The sequence below is a fragment of the Cedecea sp. AS113 genome (assembly GCF_037152415.1).
Classification (GTDB): domain Bacteria; phylum Pseudomonadota; class Gammaproteobacteria; order Enterobacterales; family Enterobacteriaceae; genus Cedecea.
Map to the genome: position 1 here is coordinate 44,882 of NZ_JBBCMI010000007.1, position 15,816 is coordinate 60,697.

The window sequence follows — 15,816 nt, forward strand, 5'->3', positions numbered from 1 at the left end:
ATTAGAAGCTTTTAAGGGGTCCTGACCGCATGGCGAATTTTTTCATTTCTCGCCCCATTTTTGCCTGGGTGCTGGCAATTTTACTTTGCCTGACCGGGGCACTGGCTATTTTTTCACTGCCCGTCGAACAATATCCCGATCTTGCGCCACCCAACGTAAGGATCACCGCCAACTATCCAGGTGCTTCCGCGCAAACCCTGGAAAACACCGTCACGCAGGTGATAGAGCAAAGCATGACCGGCCTGGACAACATGATGTACATGTCGTCCCAAAGCAGCAGCGCCGGTCAGGCCACCATTACCCTGAGCTTTAAGGCCGGGACGGACCCGGACTCTGCGGTACAGCAGGTGCAAAACCAGCTGCAGTCTGCGGTAAGAAAGCTGCCGCAGGACGTGCAGACTCAGGGCGTCACGGTGAACAAGACCGGTGACACCAATATTCTGATGGTGGCCTTTGTTTCCACCGACGGCAGCATGGATAAGCAGGACATCGCTGACTACGTGGCCAGTAACGTACAGGACCCGATGAGCCGCGTGAACGGCGTCGGCAGCGTCGATGCTTACGGCTCGCAGTATTCCATGCGTATCTGGCTCGACCCGAATAAGCTCATCAACTACCAGATGACCACCCAGGACGTGGTCACCGCCATCAAATCCCAGAATGCGCAAATTGCCGTGGGCCAGCTTGGCGGCACGCCGTCGCTGGACAAACAGGCGCTGAACGCCACCATCAATGCCCAGTCGCTCCTGCAAACACCGCAGCAGTTCAAAGACATTACGCTGAGGGTGAATCAGGACGGTTCGCTGGTCACGCTGGGGGATGTGGCGGACGTTGAGATGGGGGCGGAGAAATATGACTTCCTGAGCACCTACAACGGGCAGCCCGCTTCCGGGCTTGGCATTAAGCTGGCTTCCGGTGCCAACGAAATGGAAACCGACAAGCTGGCCCGCGCCAAGATCGAAGAGCTTTCGCAGTTTTTCCCACACGGTCTGGAAGCTAAAATCGCCTACGAAACCTCCCCGTTCGTAAAAGCCTCAATCACCGACGTGGTGAAAACGCTGCTGGAAGCGATTCTGCTGGTGTTCCTGGTGATGTACCTGTTCCTGCAAAACTTCCGCGCCACGCTTATCCCGACGATTGCCGTACCGGTGGTGCTGCTCGGCACCTTTGCCGTGCTGTATGTCTTCGGCTACAGCATTAACACGCTGACGATGTTCGCCACCGTGCTGGCTATCGGCCTGCTGGTGGATGACGCCATCGTGGTGGTAGAAAACGTCGAGCGAATTATGAGCGAGGAAGGCCTCTCCCCTCGGGAGGCGACACGCAAATCCATGGGCCAAATCCAGGGAGCGCTGGTCGGCATCGCCATGGTGCTCTCCGCCGTGTTCGTGCCGATGGCGTTCTTTGGCGGCACAACCGGGGCGATTTACCGCCAGTTCTCGGTCACTATCGTCGCCGCCATGGTGCTCTCGGTGCTGGTGGCGATGATCCTCACCCCAGCCCTGTGTGCAACCATTCTTAAGCCGCTGCATAAAGGTGAGCATCACGGCCAGAAAGGCTTCTTTGGCTGGTTTAACCGCACCTTCAACCGCAGTGCCGAACGCTACGAAAACGGCGTGGCAAGAATCCTCTCCCGTAGCCTACGCTGGATGCTGATTTATGCCCTGCTGCTTGGCGGCATGGTGTTCCTGTTCCTCAAACTGCCGACGTCATTCCTGCCCCAGGAAGACCGCGGCGTGTTCACCACGTCAGTACAGCTTCCGAGCGGCGCAACGCAGCAGCAGACAACCAAAGTGGTGCAGCAGGTGGAGCAGTATTACCTCACCAAAGAGAAAGACAACGTCGTGTCGGTGTTCTCCACCATTGGCGCAGGCCCGGGCGGGAACGGGCAAAACGTGGCGCGCATGTTTATTCGCCTGAAGGACTGGGACGAACGCAGCGCCGACGGCAGTTCGTTTGCCATCATTGAACGGGCCACCAAAGCCTTTAATAAGATCAAAGAAGCGCGCGTCATTGCCAGCAGCCCGCCCGCGATTAACGGTTTGGGCAACGCCGCAGGCTTTGATATGGAGCTGCAGGATCATGCCGGCGCGGGGCACGATGCGCTCATGCAGGCGCGTGACCAGCTGTTGGAAATGGCCGGCAATAACCCGCAGCTCACGCGAGTGCGCCACAACGGCCTGGACGACAGCCCGCAGCTGCAAATCGATATCGACCAGCGTAAGGCTCAGGCGCTGGGCGTCTCCATCGATGATATCAACAACACCCTGCAAACGGCCTGGGGCTCAAGCTATGTGAATGACTTTATGGATCGCGGGCGCGTGAAGAAAGTGTATGTCCAGGCTGCGGCCAAGTACCGCATGCTGCCGGACGATATCAATAGCTGGTACGTGCGTAATAAAACAGGCGGCATGGTGCCGTTCTCCGCCTTTGCCACTTCCCGGTGGGAAACAGGCTCGCCTCGCCTGGAGCGATACAACGGCTATTCCGCGCTGGAAATTGTCGGGGAAGCGGCACCTGGGTTAAGTACCGGTACCGCCATGGACATTATGGAAGATCTGGTCAGCAAGCTGCCGAACGGCTTTGGTCTCGAGTGGACGGGCATGTCCTACCAGGAACGCCTCTCCGGCGCGCAGGCACCTGCCCTGTATGCCATTTCATTGCTGGTCGTATTCCTGTGCCTTGCGGCGCTGTACGAGAGCTGGTCCGTGCCGTTCTCCGTCATGCTGGTGGTACCGCTTGGGGTGATTGGCGCCCTGCTCGCCACCTGGATGCGAGGCCTTGAGAATGACGTTTACTTCCAGGTCGGGCTGCTAACGGTGATCGGCCTTTCGGCGAAAAATGCCATTTTAATCGTCGAATTTGCCAACGACCTGAACGCCAAAGGCCAGGACCTGGTTGCCGCCACGCTTGAGGCCTGCCGCCAGCGACTGCGCCCGATATTAATGACGTCCCTGGCGTTTATTTTCGGGGTTCTGCCGATGGCGACCAGCACCGGGGCAGGCTCCGGCAGCCAGCATGCGGTAGGCACCGGCGTGATGGGCGGGATGATTTCCGCCACCGTGCTGGCCATCTTCTTTGTGCCGCTGTTCTTTGTCCTGGTGCGCAGACGCTTCCCGCTCAAAGAGCACCACGACTAAACTCTCGGGCAATAAGCCACAAAAAAGGCGGCCTTTTCAGGTCGCCTTTTTGCTGATGTTCGCAGAGTATTCAGTACCAGAATATCGCGCCGTTGCTTTTTATGCCGGAACGCTTATTTGCGCAACATACCTTCGATGAAGTCTTTCCACTGCCCTAATTCGTGCTCGATCATAACCGCCTCTCTTGATGTTGGCGCAAGTATACGCGGATATATCCTGCAGTTGAACCTTTTTTGAGCGGTCAACTATTGAGCGCCATCACAAATATATCGTTAGCAGAATAACGGTTTAGCACTGAATCGCGGCTCGATAATTCCCCTCACCTGCGGCAGAATGGTTGCCCTATGGCAAACTAAAACGGAACCGACCGCCACTATGATCACCATGTACGGCATTAAAAATTGCGACACCATCAAAAAGGCGCGCCGCTTTTTAGAAGCTCAGGGCGTGGATTACCAGTTTCACGACTATCGAGCTGACGGGCTGGATGCCGCGCTGCTGAACAGTTTTATCTCTGAGCTTGGTTGGGAAGCGCTGCTAAATACGCGGGGCACAACCTGGCGCAAGCTGGATGAGGCCCATCGCGCATCCATCAATGACGCACAAAGCGCGGCGGCGCTGATGCTGGAGATGCCGGCAATCATCAAACGCCCATTGCTCTGCGCGCCCGGTCAGCCTATGCTGCTGGGTTTCAACGAAACTCATTATCAGCAGTTTATCAACGAGGTATAGTCCTATGTCCTGCCCGGTTATTGAGCTGACGCAACAGCTTATTCGTCGTCCTTCCCTGAGCCCCGATGATGCCGGTTGCCAGGCGCTGCTGATTGAGCGCCTGCGCGCGATTGGTTTTACCGTTGAACACATGGATTTTGGCGACACCCAGAACTTCTGGGCCTGGCGTGGGCAGGGTGAGACGCTGGCGTTTGCCGGGCACACCGACGTGGTGCCATCAGGGGATGCCGACCGTTGGATTAACCCGCCGTTTGAGCCCACGATTCGCGACGGAATGCTGTTTGGTCGTGGCGCGGCGGACATGAAAGGTTCGCTGGCGGCGATGGTAGTAGCGGCTGAACGTTTTGTCGCCCAGCACCCCAATCATAAAGGCCGTCTGGCATTCCTGATTACCTCCGACGAAGAAGCCAGCGCAACCAACGGCACCGTGAAGGTTGTTGAAGCGCTGATGGCGCGCCGCGAGCGTCTGGACTACTGCCTGGTTGGCGAGCCGTCCAGTACCGAAGTCGTTGGCGACGTGGTGAAAAATGGCCGTCGCGGCTCCCTGACCTGTAACCTGACCATTCACGGCGTCCAGGGCCACGTTGCCTACCCGCATCTGGCAGATAACCCGGTACATCGCGCAGCGCCAATGCTGGCAGAGCTGACGGATATTGAGTGGGATAAGGGCAACGAGTTCTTCCCGGCCACCAGCATGCAGATTGCCAACGTTAAAGCCGGCACCGGCAGCAACAACGTTATTCCGGGCGATATGTTTGTGCAGTTTAACTTCCGCTTCAGCACCGAGCTAACCGATGAAGACATCAAACAGCGCGTCGTCGCCCTGCTGGATAAGTACGAACTGCGCTACACCGTCGAGTGGTGGCTTTCCGGCCTGCCGTTCCTGACGTCACGCGGTAAGCTGGTGGATGCGGTAGTGAACGCCGTTGAGCACTATAATGAAATTAAACCGCAGCTGTTAACCACGGGCGGTACATCTGACGGGCGCTTTATCGCCCGCATGGGTGCTCAGGTTGTTGAGCTGGGGCCGGTGAATGCCACCATTCATAAAATCAATGAATGCGTTAACGCCGCCGACCTGCAGCTGCTGGCCCGGATGTATCAGCGCATTATGGAACAGCTTGTCGCCTGACGGGCAGCCAACTGAAGAGGTATCAGCATGGAATGGCTATCGCATTACTGGTGGATTATCGTCCTGGTGTTATTGCTGGGGATCTTTATTAACGTCATTAAAGACCTGAACCGAATCGATCCGAAGAAGTACATGGCAGACAAGCCTGAGCTTCCGCCGCATCGTGACTTTAACGATAAGTGGGATGACGAGGACGACTGGCCTAAGAAGAAATAGCAGTCTGTCTCACTCCGGGCGATTCCGGAGTGAGACGGATATTTACAGCAGCTCAATCAGATCATCATCTTTCGGTGCCGCGCCGCCGCTCAAAGCCTCATCAAAATAGTGCTTCGGCACGGTGTAGCGCAGGTGATCCAGCGCCGCCTTCATGCTGCGGTCGTCTATCGCATGCCCCAGATCGTCAATCAAATCCAGCGTCACGTCCCCGCCCAGGCTAAGTAACTTCTCGGCGGCATCCACCGCGTGTGTCGCGTGGATCACTTTGTCGTTGTCGCCATGGATAAGATGGATTGTGGTGCTGGTGGAGGCCTGCTGCGGCAGCTCCGCATAACGCCCGCTAAAAGCAATGACCCGAGCCGCAAGACCCGGCTGAGCCTTAATGCTCTCCAGCGCCATAATAGCCCCCTGCGAGAAGCCAATCAGCGCCGTCGCCGTGGGCGGCACGCCGCTTTGCCGCTGCCAGTCACGCACGGCGTCAATAAACTCAGGCATCGCGGCATCCACGCGCTGCTGACGGTTTTCTTCCGTCACGCCTGCCACCGAAAACCACTCCCGGCCTGCGCCACTTTGATTCGGCCCGCTAATACTGACCACCAGAGCATCAGGAAACTCTGGTGCAAACCAGCTCCCGATTTCGCCCATGGCTTTAGCCGTGTCGCCTACGCCGTGGAACAGCAGTACCAGCTGGCTGGCTGGCGTTGCGGGGCTCTGGACAACAAAATGGTCATGTTTCATGGTTTTCTCCTGGTTAATGGAGACAACTATACGCCGCTGCATGGGGATGACCATGCCGTTTCATTGAACAAGTTAGTGGAATTTTTGCAATTGCATAATGCCGTGGTGCAGCTCCGCCGTACGATCCCGATCGAGATTTTCCAACGCACTTTGGGCTTCCTCACGCATCAGTGCAAGCAGGGCTTTTTTGCCGGCAAGCCCCAGCCGCTGGCTGAGCGCCTCGTTGCTTTCATGTTGCTGCAGGCGCCCACGAAGCGCATGCAGCGGTAAAACGGACGCCAGCAAAAGGCGATTCAACGCCCCCAGACAGGCTTCCAGCGGACGATGCGCGAAAGCAAAACCGGATAACTCTTCCCAGTCTTCGGCCAACAGTTCTGTTGGACAATCCGCGGTAAGAGGCAAAGACAATTCCAGCCAGTCTTTTTGCCAAGGCCAGTCTCGCCGTAGCCGCCGCCGCTCATTTTCTGCCAGCAACCTGCCTTCGGGGGTCAGAGGCAATAGTGCCATAGCGCTGTAGCAGCCGCTGCTGGCCTCTTTGTGGCTTCCGATTCGCACCAGCTCAAAACCACAGCGTTGCCAGAAGCGCCACAGTTCATCGGTATAGCCGAAGCTGACCGAAACATAATCACATTGATGATTCACCGCCTGCCGCGCATGTTCAATCATGCTGGCACCAATATGCTCGCGCTGACGCAGAGGATGAACCGCAATGCGGCTGATACGCAGCCCGCGAAGCGTAGCGGCCAATGGGCTTCCGCCATGTGCCGCCAGCGATTGTGCCACCAGATTGCCTCTCGGGCGCCGGAACCCGGCCCACACGCAACGGCTTAGCGTTGCATCAAGTCCACCTTCTTCAACCAGCCACAAAGCGCCTGCACACTGCTCTTTGATAATGGCCGCGATAAAATGCTGGCCGGGCGCATCAAGCATCCGCCGCCAGTCGAGCGGTGAGGTACGGTAATGTGCGCCCGAAAGCAGCCGATACATCTGCTTTAATTGCTCAGGGTTACTAAGCCAGTCTGCCTGCTCAACAACCTGTAAAACGGGATTGCCTTGCGGGAATTGCGCCAGATCCTGCTCATCAAAAAGCATGATCTTGTCAATCACCTGCTCCAGCGGATCGTTCGGCGCCCAGCGGATCGGCGTATTCAGCGTGAAAAGCTTGAGGGACGGAAATGCCGCACAGAATTTCAGTAAAAATCCGCGCCCGGTTCCCTCGTATCCCTGCACCGTCGTGGTCAGTAAAACGCGGTGGAAACGCTCCATTAGCTGGCGTAGCAGCGGGGTCGGAATAGCGGCGGCCTCGTCCACAATCAGCCAGTCATATGCCGCGAATTCACGCTCTGCGGCCAGCGCGTCCGGGGCCATAAACTGAAATGATTCGCCCGCATAGCTTGCCAGCACGTCGGTGGCGGCCTTCGCGGGCGCTGTCACGAGACAAGCACCTGGTGTCCGGTCAACGAGCATGCCCGCCAGCGCAGATTTCCCCCGGCCTCTGGCCGCCGTTACTACCGCCACGCCGCGCGCCATCCCGGACAAATTATCAAGGATAGCGGCCTGCTCTTGCTCCGGCGCACCGCTGGCGGGCTGCCAGACCGGGCGGTGCGCAAAAGGATTCAGGGTGAATGATTTATGCTGCTGCCACAGCACGGCTTCTGAATCTTGCCGTATGCAGCGCTGAAGATGGGAAACAAAATGGGGAGTCGGAATCGCCTGTGGCGCATCGCTCCAGCGGCCGGAATCTTCATCCGGAAGCGAAGCCCAGCGCGACCACTCAGGCGTCAATAGCAGCAACCAACTGCCCGCTTTGAGCATCCCGGAAAGCGCAGCGAAGGCGGCGGCATCCAGGCCTCGCCTGGCATCAAAAACGGCATGCTGAAACTCACGCCCAAGCATGCTGCGCACTGCCGAGGGCGCGCAATGCAAAGGCAACTCAGGGGAAGAGCCAACCCACAGCCAGTCTCCGGGTAAAGAAGTCGACAGCGTTGCAACCTGCTCGCTGCTCCACAGACTATCACCGGCCAGCACCATCAGCCGGCGGATGCCCGTCTGCCACATATGCGCCGTTGCCTGCTGCATCGGCGCGATGAAAGTTGCTGCGGTCATCGATTAACGGAGCGTATTGCCGAAGGTGTTGCACTGGGCCGGATCGCCGCTGTCAAAACCCCGTTTGAACCAGGTATAGCGCTGCTCGGAAGTGCCGTGGGTAAAACTGTCCGGCACCACTCGGCCCTGGCTTTGCTGCTGCAGGCGGTCGTCCCCAATGGCTTCAGCAGCATTGAGCGCTTCTTTCAGGTCACCTGAATCAAGCACCTGCTGTTTCTGCATGCTGTTCCCCCAGACGCCGGCGAAGCAGTCGGCCTGAAGTTCCATTTTTACCGACAGGCGATTAGCTTCGGCCTGAGAAGCATTCTGCTGTAGCTGGCGCACTTTCGGTTCAATACCCAACAGCTTCTGCACGTGATGCCCCACTTCGTGAGCAATGACGTAGCCCTGGGCAAAGTCGCCGCCCGCCCCAAGTTTGTTGCGCATATCATCGTAGAAGGAGAGGTCGATATAAACGGTGCTGTCCGCCGGGCAATAGAACGGCCCCATCACGGACTGGCCGGTACCACAGCCGGTGCGCGTTGCCCCGCGGTACATCACCAGCTTAGGCTGCTGGTAGGTACGCCCCATCTTCTGGAAAATTTCACCCCATGTATCTTCGGTTGTCGCCAAAATGACCGAGGTAAATTTGGCGGCTTCGTCGTCTTTCGGGCTGATGGAGCGCTGCTGGGAAGACTGCTGAGAAACCTGCGGCTCGCCGGACAGGAAGGAAGTAAGATCGACGCCGTAATAGCTTGCCACAATGACCACGACCAGCAGCACCAGCCCGCCTTTTCCGCGTGGGATGCGAAAACCGCCGCCGCCCATGCTCATTCCAGGGCCAGAGGCGTCATTGCGCCTGTCTTCTACATTGTCGCTTTCGCGACGTCCTTGCCAACGCATACGCTCGTCCTCATTAACAATCACAACATGTAATGGATAGATCGTAGGTGGTTACCGGCAGGATTACCATAAGAACAGACAGCGAAAAAACAGGGTGCGCAAAAACGCACCCCATTGCGCAACGTAAACGATTGCGTAGTTAGTCTAATTTAACGCCGAGACGGTGAGCAACTTCCTCGTACGCTTCAATCAGGCCACCCAGACTCTGGCGGAAACGGTCTTTGTCCATTTTATCAAGCGTTTGCTTGTCCCACAGGCGGCTGCCGTCCGGGGAGAATTCGTCACCCAGCACCACTTCGCCTTTGAACAGCCCAAACTCCAGCTTGAAGTCAACGAGGATCAGGCCAGCGTCATCAAACAGTTTGCTCAGTACGTCGTTAGCTTTGTAGCTCAGTTCACGCATGCGGGCCAGATTCTCTTTGCTCACCCAGCCAAAGGTTTCGCAGTAAGATTCATTGACCATAGGGTCATGCATGGCGTCGTTTTTCAGGAACAGATCGAACAGCGGCGGGTTCAGCTCAATACCTTCTTCAATACCAAGGCGCTTCACCAGTGAACCCGCGGCGCGGTTACGAATCACGCACTCTACCGGCACCATGTCGAGTTTCTTCACCAGCACTTCGTTGTCAGAAAGCAGCGCTTCCATCTGGGTCGGGATACCCGCTTCTTCCAGCTTGGCCATAATGAAATGGTTAAACTTGTTGTTTACCATGCCTTTACGGTCGAACTGCTCGATGCGCGCCCCGTCACCTGCTGACGTATCGTTACGGAATTCGAGCACCAACAGATCCGGATTTTCGGTACTGTAAACGGTCTTCGCTTTGCCGCGATACAACTCAGCTTGCTTTTGCATCTTTCTTACTCCAGGTATAGCGATCGCTTGCGCAATCGAGGTGGGTTAATACATAAGGCTTAAATAACAAGGGCCGGAATTAACCGGCCCTTGAGTATTACTTGCTGAATGCTGCCTGGAAGACAGCGACCAGTGCATCGTTCTGAGACTGCGTCAGCGGGTGCCCTTTCGGATCGATGAACTGCAGGCTGCTGCGGTTATCGAGGTCGCCAACCTGCAGCTTATAGTCGCCGTTGGTGAGCCCAGGATCTTTCGCCCCCAGATCACTCCAGCTGCTGTCAGACAGCGCTTTGTAGGTTACCGCGATATTGCCCTGAGAGCGGGTTGTATCGGTGACCTTCATGCCCACTTTTTCAAGCGCGGCCGGCAGGCGGTTCCACACGACGTTGAACGGCGCACGAACGACCAGCATTGGCAGCCCGGTATCATCCGCGGCACTCTGCACGTCAAGCTGTGCTGAGCTGCGGTTGTCCAGCGCATTCTGGCGGGTCGTTTCAGACTTATCGAGACCGGCACTGATGATGTTCAGCATTTGCGCGCTATAACGCTGCAGAGATGAAGCATCCGCCACCGGCTTGCCGCCCTGCTCCAGGTTCAGCAGCTTAACAACGACTGACTGCTGGTAGCCCTGAGGCTGCACGCTAATCTGGTAGCGGCCACGATACTGGACGTCTTCGTCAGCGCGGTTCCACTGAACCCAGTCGGTTGTCAGGGTCTGGCTGGCATCGTTGCGCTGGGCAATAGCGTAGTTCCCGGCTTGCAGGATACTGACCACCTGAGGCCAAAGGCCGCTTGCCTTGTTAGCTTCAACCTGCAGCGTGGCGGTATCACCGGTGAACTGAGTACGAGCCCCGTTCACCAATGCCAGCGCCTGCGCCGGCGGGCGAATATCCAGCTGCTTGCCTACAGCACCGCTGCCGTTGGTGACCGGAATGTTGTAGTCGCCATTCTGAATCGGCAGGATCATCCCGGCCGGAGAGTGGATTTCCGCAAGTGGGGTCGCATCCAGGTAGGACTCATCGCCGCTAACCTGACGCTTGTAACGCTGATCGGAACTGCACGCCGCTAACAGCATGGCGAGCGAAACAACAGCAACTTTTGCCACCGTCGACTTCTGTACTGAGTAAGCCATCAAATCTCCCTAAGCTTTACAGCAGACCGGCATGCTTAAGCGCGCTGATAATCACCGGGCGACTGGCGTCGGTCAGCGGCGTCATCGGCAGGCGTAAGGTGTCGGTTGCCACAAGACCCAACTCCCTCGCGGCCCATTTCACCGGGATAGGGTTAGGTTCTACAAACAATTTATGGTGCAGCGGCATCAGACGCTGGTTAATTTCGCGAGCCTGTGCAAATTGCCCTGAGGTGGCAAGTTTACACATTTCTGCCATTTCACGCGCGGCTACGTTTGCCGTCACGGAAATCACGCCGTGGCCGCCAAGCTGAATGAAGTCCAGCGAGCTGGCGTCATCACCGCTCACCAGGATGAAGTCATCTTCAACCAGCTCTTTGATCTGGTTTACGCGGCTTAAGTTCCCGGTGGCTTCTTTGATACCGATAATATTTTTGATTTTCGCCAGGCGGCCAACGGTTTCCGGCAGCATGTCACAGCCGGTACGCGACGGCACGTTATACAGCATCTGCGGCAGATGGGTGCTTTCAGCAATCGCTTTAAAGTGCTGGAACAGACCTTCCTGAGTAGGACGGTTGTAATACGGGGTGACCGTCAGGCAGCCCACAATGCCGCTGTCCTGCAGGTGATGCGTCAGGGAAATCGCTTCGGAAGTGGCGTTAGCCCCGGTACCGGCAATGATCGGGATACGCCCGTCCGCCAGTTCCACGGTAAGCTTCACTACATCGACGTGTTCGTCGTGGCTTAAGGTAGCCGATTCGCCGGTAGTCCCTACCGAGACAATCGCCGATGTTCCGCTGGCGACATGGTAATCAATCAGTTTTTTCAGGCTGGACCGGCAGACATTACCTTTCTCATCCATCGGCGTAATTATCGCGACAACACTTCCCGTAAACATTAGCCACCCTCTGTGCAAACATGTTCTCCAATGTTACGTTTGGTGCCATAGCAAAAGCAAGCCGCCAGAAGGCGCTAAGCGGTTGGCAGCATACTTTTTTTATGCTTTCCTAATGTGAATCTCACCGATTGACAGGAAGAACACGTTTGACACCCTCATCACACCATTATTTGGTTATCACAGCCCTGGGGGCGGACCGTCCGGGTATCGTCAATACCATCACACGTCACGTAAGCAGCTGCGGCTGTAATATCGAAGACAGCCGGCTGGCGATGCTGGGTGAAGAGTTCACCTTTATCATGCTGCTTTCCGGCACCTGGAACGCGATAACCCTGATCGAATCCACTCTGCCGCTAAAGGGCGCCGAACTCGATCTGTTAATTGTGATGAAACGCACAACCGCGCAGGAAAGACCGGCCACGCCGGCCACGGTTTGGGTGCAGGTTGAAGTGGCAGACTCGCCGCACCTGATTGAGCGATTTACCCATCTGTTTGATACCCATCAAATGAACATTGCCGAGCTTGTTTCCCGCACTCAGCCCGCTGACAACGGCGTGGGGCCACGTCTGTATATTCAGATCACGGCCCACAGCCCCGGTTCACAGGATGCGACAATTATCGAGCAAGCGTTTAAAGCCCTATGTACAGAACTGAAAGCAGAAGGCACTATTAACGTGGTTAACCCACAGCAAGATGATTAAAGACGGAGAGTAGTGATGAGCCCACTGAAAGCCGGTGATATTGCACCGAAATTTAGCTTGCCCGATCAGGACGGCGAACAAGTAAATTTAACCGACTTCCAGGGACAGAGAGTTCTGGTTTATTTCTATCCAAAAGCGATGACACCAGGCTGCACCGTGCAGGCATGTGGTTTGCGCGACAACATGGATGAGTTGAAAAAGCGTGGCGTGGAAGTGCTGGGCATCAGCACCGACAAGCCGGAAAAACTTTCCCGTTTTGCCGAGAAAGAGCTGCTTAACTTCACCCTGCTTTCTGATGAAGACCACGAGGTTTGCAATCAGTTTGGCGTGTGGGGCGAGAAATCTTTTATGGGTAAAACCTACGACGGCATTCACCGCATCAGCTTCCTGCTGGACGGCGACGGTAAAGTGGAAAAGGTGTTTGACGATTTCAAAACCAGCAACCACCACGATATCGTTGTGAACTGGCTGACCGAAAACGCCTAAGTACAGATAAAGAACAGATAAAAAAGCCGACATCTTAGTCGGCTTTTTTCTTCCTGTTACTCCCGACTCGTCGCGTCATCCACCGCTGAAGCATCCGGCCAGGCGTGAACCACGGCTTTAATCAGCGTTGCCAGCGGGATTGCAAAGAACACGCCCCAGAATCCCCACAGCCCGCCAAAAATCACCACTGACAGAATAATCACCAGCGGATGAAGATTCACCGCCTCCGAGAACAGCACCGGCACCAGCAGGTTGCCGTCCAGCGCCTGAATAATCAGATACACGCCAAAGAGCGTCCAAAACTCAGTGCCCAGGCCAAACTGGAACAGCGCCACGCAAATCACCGGAATAGTGACCACAAACGCGCCGATGTAAGGAATTAGCACCGAGAAGCCAACCAGCACCGCCAGCAGCAGCGAGTAATTCAGCCCGAAAATAATAAAGCCGATATAGGTCGCCACGCCCACGACAATCATCTCCAGCACTTTGCCGCGAATATAGTTGGTGATTTGCTGGTTCATCTCCAGCCAGACTTGCCCGGCCAGACCACGGTTGCGCGGCAGAACACGGCGCACGGCATTCAGCATCTGCTCTTTGTCCTTCACCAGGAAGAACACCATCAGCGGCACCAGAATCAGGTAAATAGCCAATGTCAGCAGCCCAACCAACGACGCCAGCGAGAATTTCACCACCTGGTCGCCCATGCCGGAAAGCCGACTGCGAACGTTTTCGGCCATGGCGTCAATAATGCCCGCATCCACCAGCGCCGGATAACGCTTCGGCAATGTGGCGGCAAAATCGGAAAGTTTGTTGAGCATCCCCGGCATATCACGAATCAGGTTGATGCCCTGCTGCCAGGCGACGGGCGCCACAAACAGCACCATCAGCAGCAAAATGCCGACAAACAGCACCAGCACAATGGTGGTGGCCCACGTTCGGGAACAGCCAATACGCTCGAGGCGCACCGTAGGCCACTCAAGCAAATAGGCCAGAACGATGGCAACCAGCAGCGGTGCCAGCAGACCGTGCAGGAAGAACAGGATGCAAAAACCCGCCACCAGAATAACCAACAGGGCAATCGCCTCCGGGTCGCTGAAGCGACGGCGATACCACTGCAACAACATGTCGAGCATACATCCCTTCCGTGAAGTTTTTTTTGATGCCGAATTGTATCGAAATGTCACCGCAAAGACTTTGCTTTTTACGGCGGATTACAAAGGAGAATCCACCAAATAAAATCTTCGCAGCTTCAACGCCCTACAGTACACTTCTTTAAGCGAACAAACTTGTACTCATCGTGTCAAAATCTGACAACGACTAAACGGGACAGTAGTTATGGTTAGGCAGTTGAAAAAGACCCTGATTGCAACACTTACGGCCTCACTGCTGGTAGGAACCCTACTGCCAGCGCGCGCGGATGTGACTGACCAACTCCCAGATATGGGAACATCCGCGGGCAGCACGCTGTCTATCGCGCAGGAAATGCAGATGGGCGATTTTTACGTCCGCCAGCTGCGCGGTAGCGCCCCGCTGATTAACGATCCGCTGCTGACGCAGTACATCAACTCACTGGGCATGAGGCTGGTTAGCCACGCCAATTCGGTGAAGACCCCGTTCCACTTCTTCCTGATCAACAACGACGAAATCAACGCCTTCGCCTTCTTCGGCGGCAATGTGGTACTGCACTCGGCGCTGTTCCGTTATGCCGATACGGAAAGCCAGCTGGCTTCTGTTATGGCTCACGAAATCTCCCACGTCACCCAGCGCCACCTCGCGCGTGCGATGGAAGATCAAAAGAAAAATGCGCCCCTGACCTGGGTGGGAGCCTTAGGCTCAATTCTGCTGGCAATGGCCAGCCCCCAGGCCGGGATGGCCGCCCTGTCCGGAACGCTGGCCGGGACGCAACAAGGCATGATCAGCTTTACGCAGCAGAATGAGCAGGAAGCTGACCGCATCGGTATTCAGGTACTCCAGCGTTCGGGGTTTGATCCTCAGGCGATGCCTGGCTTCCTCGAAAAGCTGCTCGATCAGGCCCGCTACTCCTCTCGTCCACCGGAAATTCTGCTGACCCACCCATTGCCGGAAAGCCGCCTGGCGGATGCCCGCAACCGCGCCAACCAAATGCGCCCGGTGGTGGTTCAGTCCTCGGAAAGTTTCTACATGGCAAAGGTTCGCACCCTGGGGATGTATAACTCGGGCCGCAATCAGCTAACCCCGGATCTGCTGGATGCCTGGTCAAAAGGCAACGTGCGTGAGCAAAACGCGGCGCAATATGGTCGCGCGCTGCAGGCTTTGCAGGCGGATAAATACGACGAGGCAAGAAAAACGCTTCAGCCACTGATTAGCGCCCAGCCGGGCAACCCGTGGTATCTCGATCTGGCCACCGATATCGATCTCGGCCAGCACAAAGCCAACGACGCGATCAACCGGCTGAAAAACGCCCCGGACCTGAAGAATAACCCGGTGCTGCAGCTGAACCTCGCCAATGCTTATCTGGAAGGCGGGCAGACCGCCGAGGCAGCAACGCAGCTTAATCGCTACACGTTCGCTCACCCTGACGACACCAACGGCTGGGATTTATTGGCTCAGGCTCAGGGGAAACTGGGCAACCGCGATCAGGAGTTAGCGGCTCGCGCTGAAGTCATGGCGCTCAATGGCCGCCTGGATCAGGCCATTTCAATGCTCAGTAGCGCCAGCTCGCAGGTGAAACTCGGCAGTCTGCAGCAGGCGAGGTACGACGCCCGGATCGATCAGCTGCGCCAGCTTCAGCAGCGCTTTAAACCTTATATGAAGATGTAACAGG

15 protein-coding genes are annotated in these 15,816 nt (G+C 56.4%); 7 read left to right on the forward strand and 8 right to left on the reverse strand.

What is annotated here, in order from left to right:
• Positions 1-29 precede the first annotated feature (29 nt).
• Positions 30-3,140: a multidrug efflux RND transporter permease AcrD gene (acrD, locus tag WFN87_RS10255; RefSeq protein WP_008460186.1), complete on the forward strand. Its 3,111-nt coding sequence runs from the start codon at positions 30-32 to the stop codon at positions 3,138-3,140.
• Between the two features lie 113 nt (positions 3,141-3,253).
• Here the strand turns inward: acrD and ypfM are convergent, their stop codons facing one another.
• Positions 3,254-3,313, reverse strand: a complete 60-nt coding sequence (gene ypfM / locus WFN87_RS10260; RefSeq protein ID WP_139827443.1) for a protein YpfM — start codon at positions 3,311-3,313, stop codon at positions 3,254-3,256.
• A gap of 202 nt (positions 3,314-3,515) precedes the next feature.
• On the opposite strand from ypfM, the gene WFN87_RS10265 reads away from it, so the two are divergent.
• The 3 genes from WFN87_RS10265 to WFN87_RS10275 are packed head-to-tail and all read left to right on the forward strand — an operon-like array spanning position 3,516 to position 5,220.
• A complete protein-coding gene (locus tag WFN87_RS10265) occupies positions 3,516-3,872 on the forward strand; it encodes an ArsC family reductase (protein ID WP_166990691.1) in 357 nt (118 codons plus the stop codon).
• A gap of 4 nt (positions 3,873-3,876) precedes the next feature.
• On the forward strand, positions 3,877-5,004 hold the full coding sequence (gene dapE / locus WFN87_RS10270; protein WP_166990688.1) for a succinyl-diaminopimelate desuccinylase: 1,128 nt from the start codon (positions 3,877-3,879) through the stop codon (positions 5,002-5,004).
• Positions 5,005-5,031: 27 nt separating this feature from the next.
• On the forward strand, positions 5,032-5,220 hold the full coding sequence (locus WFN87_RS10275) for a YpfN family protein (protein WP_008460189.1): 189 nt from the start codon (positions 5,032-5,034) through the stop codon (positions 5,218-5,220).
• Between the two features lie 42 nt (positions 5,221-5,262).
• Here the strand turns inward: WFN87_RS10275 and ypfH are convergent, their stop codons facing one another.
• From ypfH to dapA, 6 genes are all read right to left on the reverse strand, one after another.
• A complete protein-coding gene (gene ypfH / locus WFN87_RS10280) occupies positions 5,263-5,958 on the reverse strand; it encodes an esterase (protein WP_008460190.1) in 696 nt (231 codons plus the stop codon).
• A gap of 72 nt (positions 5,959-6,030) precedes the next feature.
• Positions 6,031-8,016: a tRNA(Met) cytidine acetyltransferase TmcA gene (locus WFN87_RS10285; protein WP_336982131.1), complete on the reverse strand. Its 1,986-nt coding sequence runs from the start codon at positions 8,014-8,016 to the stop codon at positions 6,031-6,033.
• 51 nt (positions 8,017-8,067) lie between these two features.
• Positions 8,068-8,946 (reverse strand): KPN_02809 family neutral zinc metallopeptidase, encoded by an 879-nt coding sequence (gene ypfJ / locus WFN87_RS10290; protein ID WP_034809797.1) that lies wholly within the window; start codon positions 8,944-8,946, stop codon positions 8,068-8,070.
• A 139-nt stretch (positions 8,947-9,085) separates the two neighbouring features.
• Positions 9,086-9,799 carry a phosphoribosylaminoimidazolesuccinocarboxamide synthase gene (gene purC, locus WFN87_RS10295; RefSeq protein ID WP_008460193.1) on the reverse strand — a complete coding sequence of 238 codons (714 nt, stop codon included), beginning with the start codon at positions 9,797-9,799 and terminating at the stop codon, positions 9,086-9,088.
• 97 nt (positions 9,800-9,896) lie between these two features.
• On the reverse strand, positions 9,897-10,931 hold the full coding sequence (bamC, locus tag WFN87_RS10300; protein ID WP_008460194.1) for an outer membrane protein assembly factor BamC: 1,035 nt from the start codon (positions 10,929-10,931) through the stop codon (positions 9,897-9,899).
• Between the two features lie 16 nt (positions 10,932-10,947).
• Positions 10,948-11,826, reverse strand: coding sequence for a 4-hydroxy-tetrahydrodipicolinate synthase (gene dapA, locus WFN87_RS10305; RefSeq protein ID WP_008460195.1), 879 nt, complete (start codon positions 11,824-11,826; stop codon positions 10,948-10,950).
• 146 nt (positions 11,827-11,972) lie between these two features.
• On the opposite strand from dapA, the gene WFN87_RS10310 reads away from it, so the two are divergent.
• On the forward strand, positions 11,973-12,527 hold the full coding sequence (locus WFN87_RS10310) for a glycine cleavage system transcriptional repressor (protein WP_336706795.1): 555 nt from the start codon (positions 11,973-11,975) through the stop codon (positions 12,525-12,527).
• A 15-nt stretch (positions 12,528-12,542) separates the two neighbouring features.
• Positions 12,543-13,013: a thioredoxin-dependent thiol peroxidase gene (bcp, locus tag WFN87_RS10315; RefSeq protein WP_008460197.1), complete on the forward strand. Its 471-nt coding sequence runs from the start codon at positions 12,543-12,545 to the stop codon at positions 13,011-13,013.
• Between the two features lie 56 nt (positions 13,014-13,069).
• On the opposite strand, the gene WFN87_RS10320 is transcribed toward bcp, so the two are convergent.
• Positions 13,070-14,146, reverse strand: coding sequence for an AI-2E family transporter (locus WFN87_RS10320; protein ID WP_008460198.1), 1,077 nt, complete (start codon positions 14,144-14,146; stop codon positions 13,070-13,072).
• Positions 14,147-14,348: 202 nt separating this feature from the next.
• Between WFN87_RS10320 and bepA the strand changes: the two genes are divergently transcribed.
• Positions 14,349-15,812 carry a beta-barrel assembly-enhancing protease gene (gene bepA / locus WFN87_RS10325; protein ID WP_008460199.1) on the forward strand — a complete coding sequence of 488 codons (1,464 nt, stop codon included), beginning with the start codon at positions 14,349-14,351 and terminating at the stop codon, positions 15,810-15,812.
• Positions 15,813-15,816: the final 4 nt, after the last annotated feature.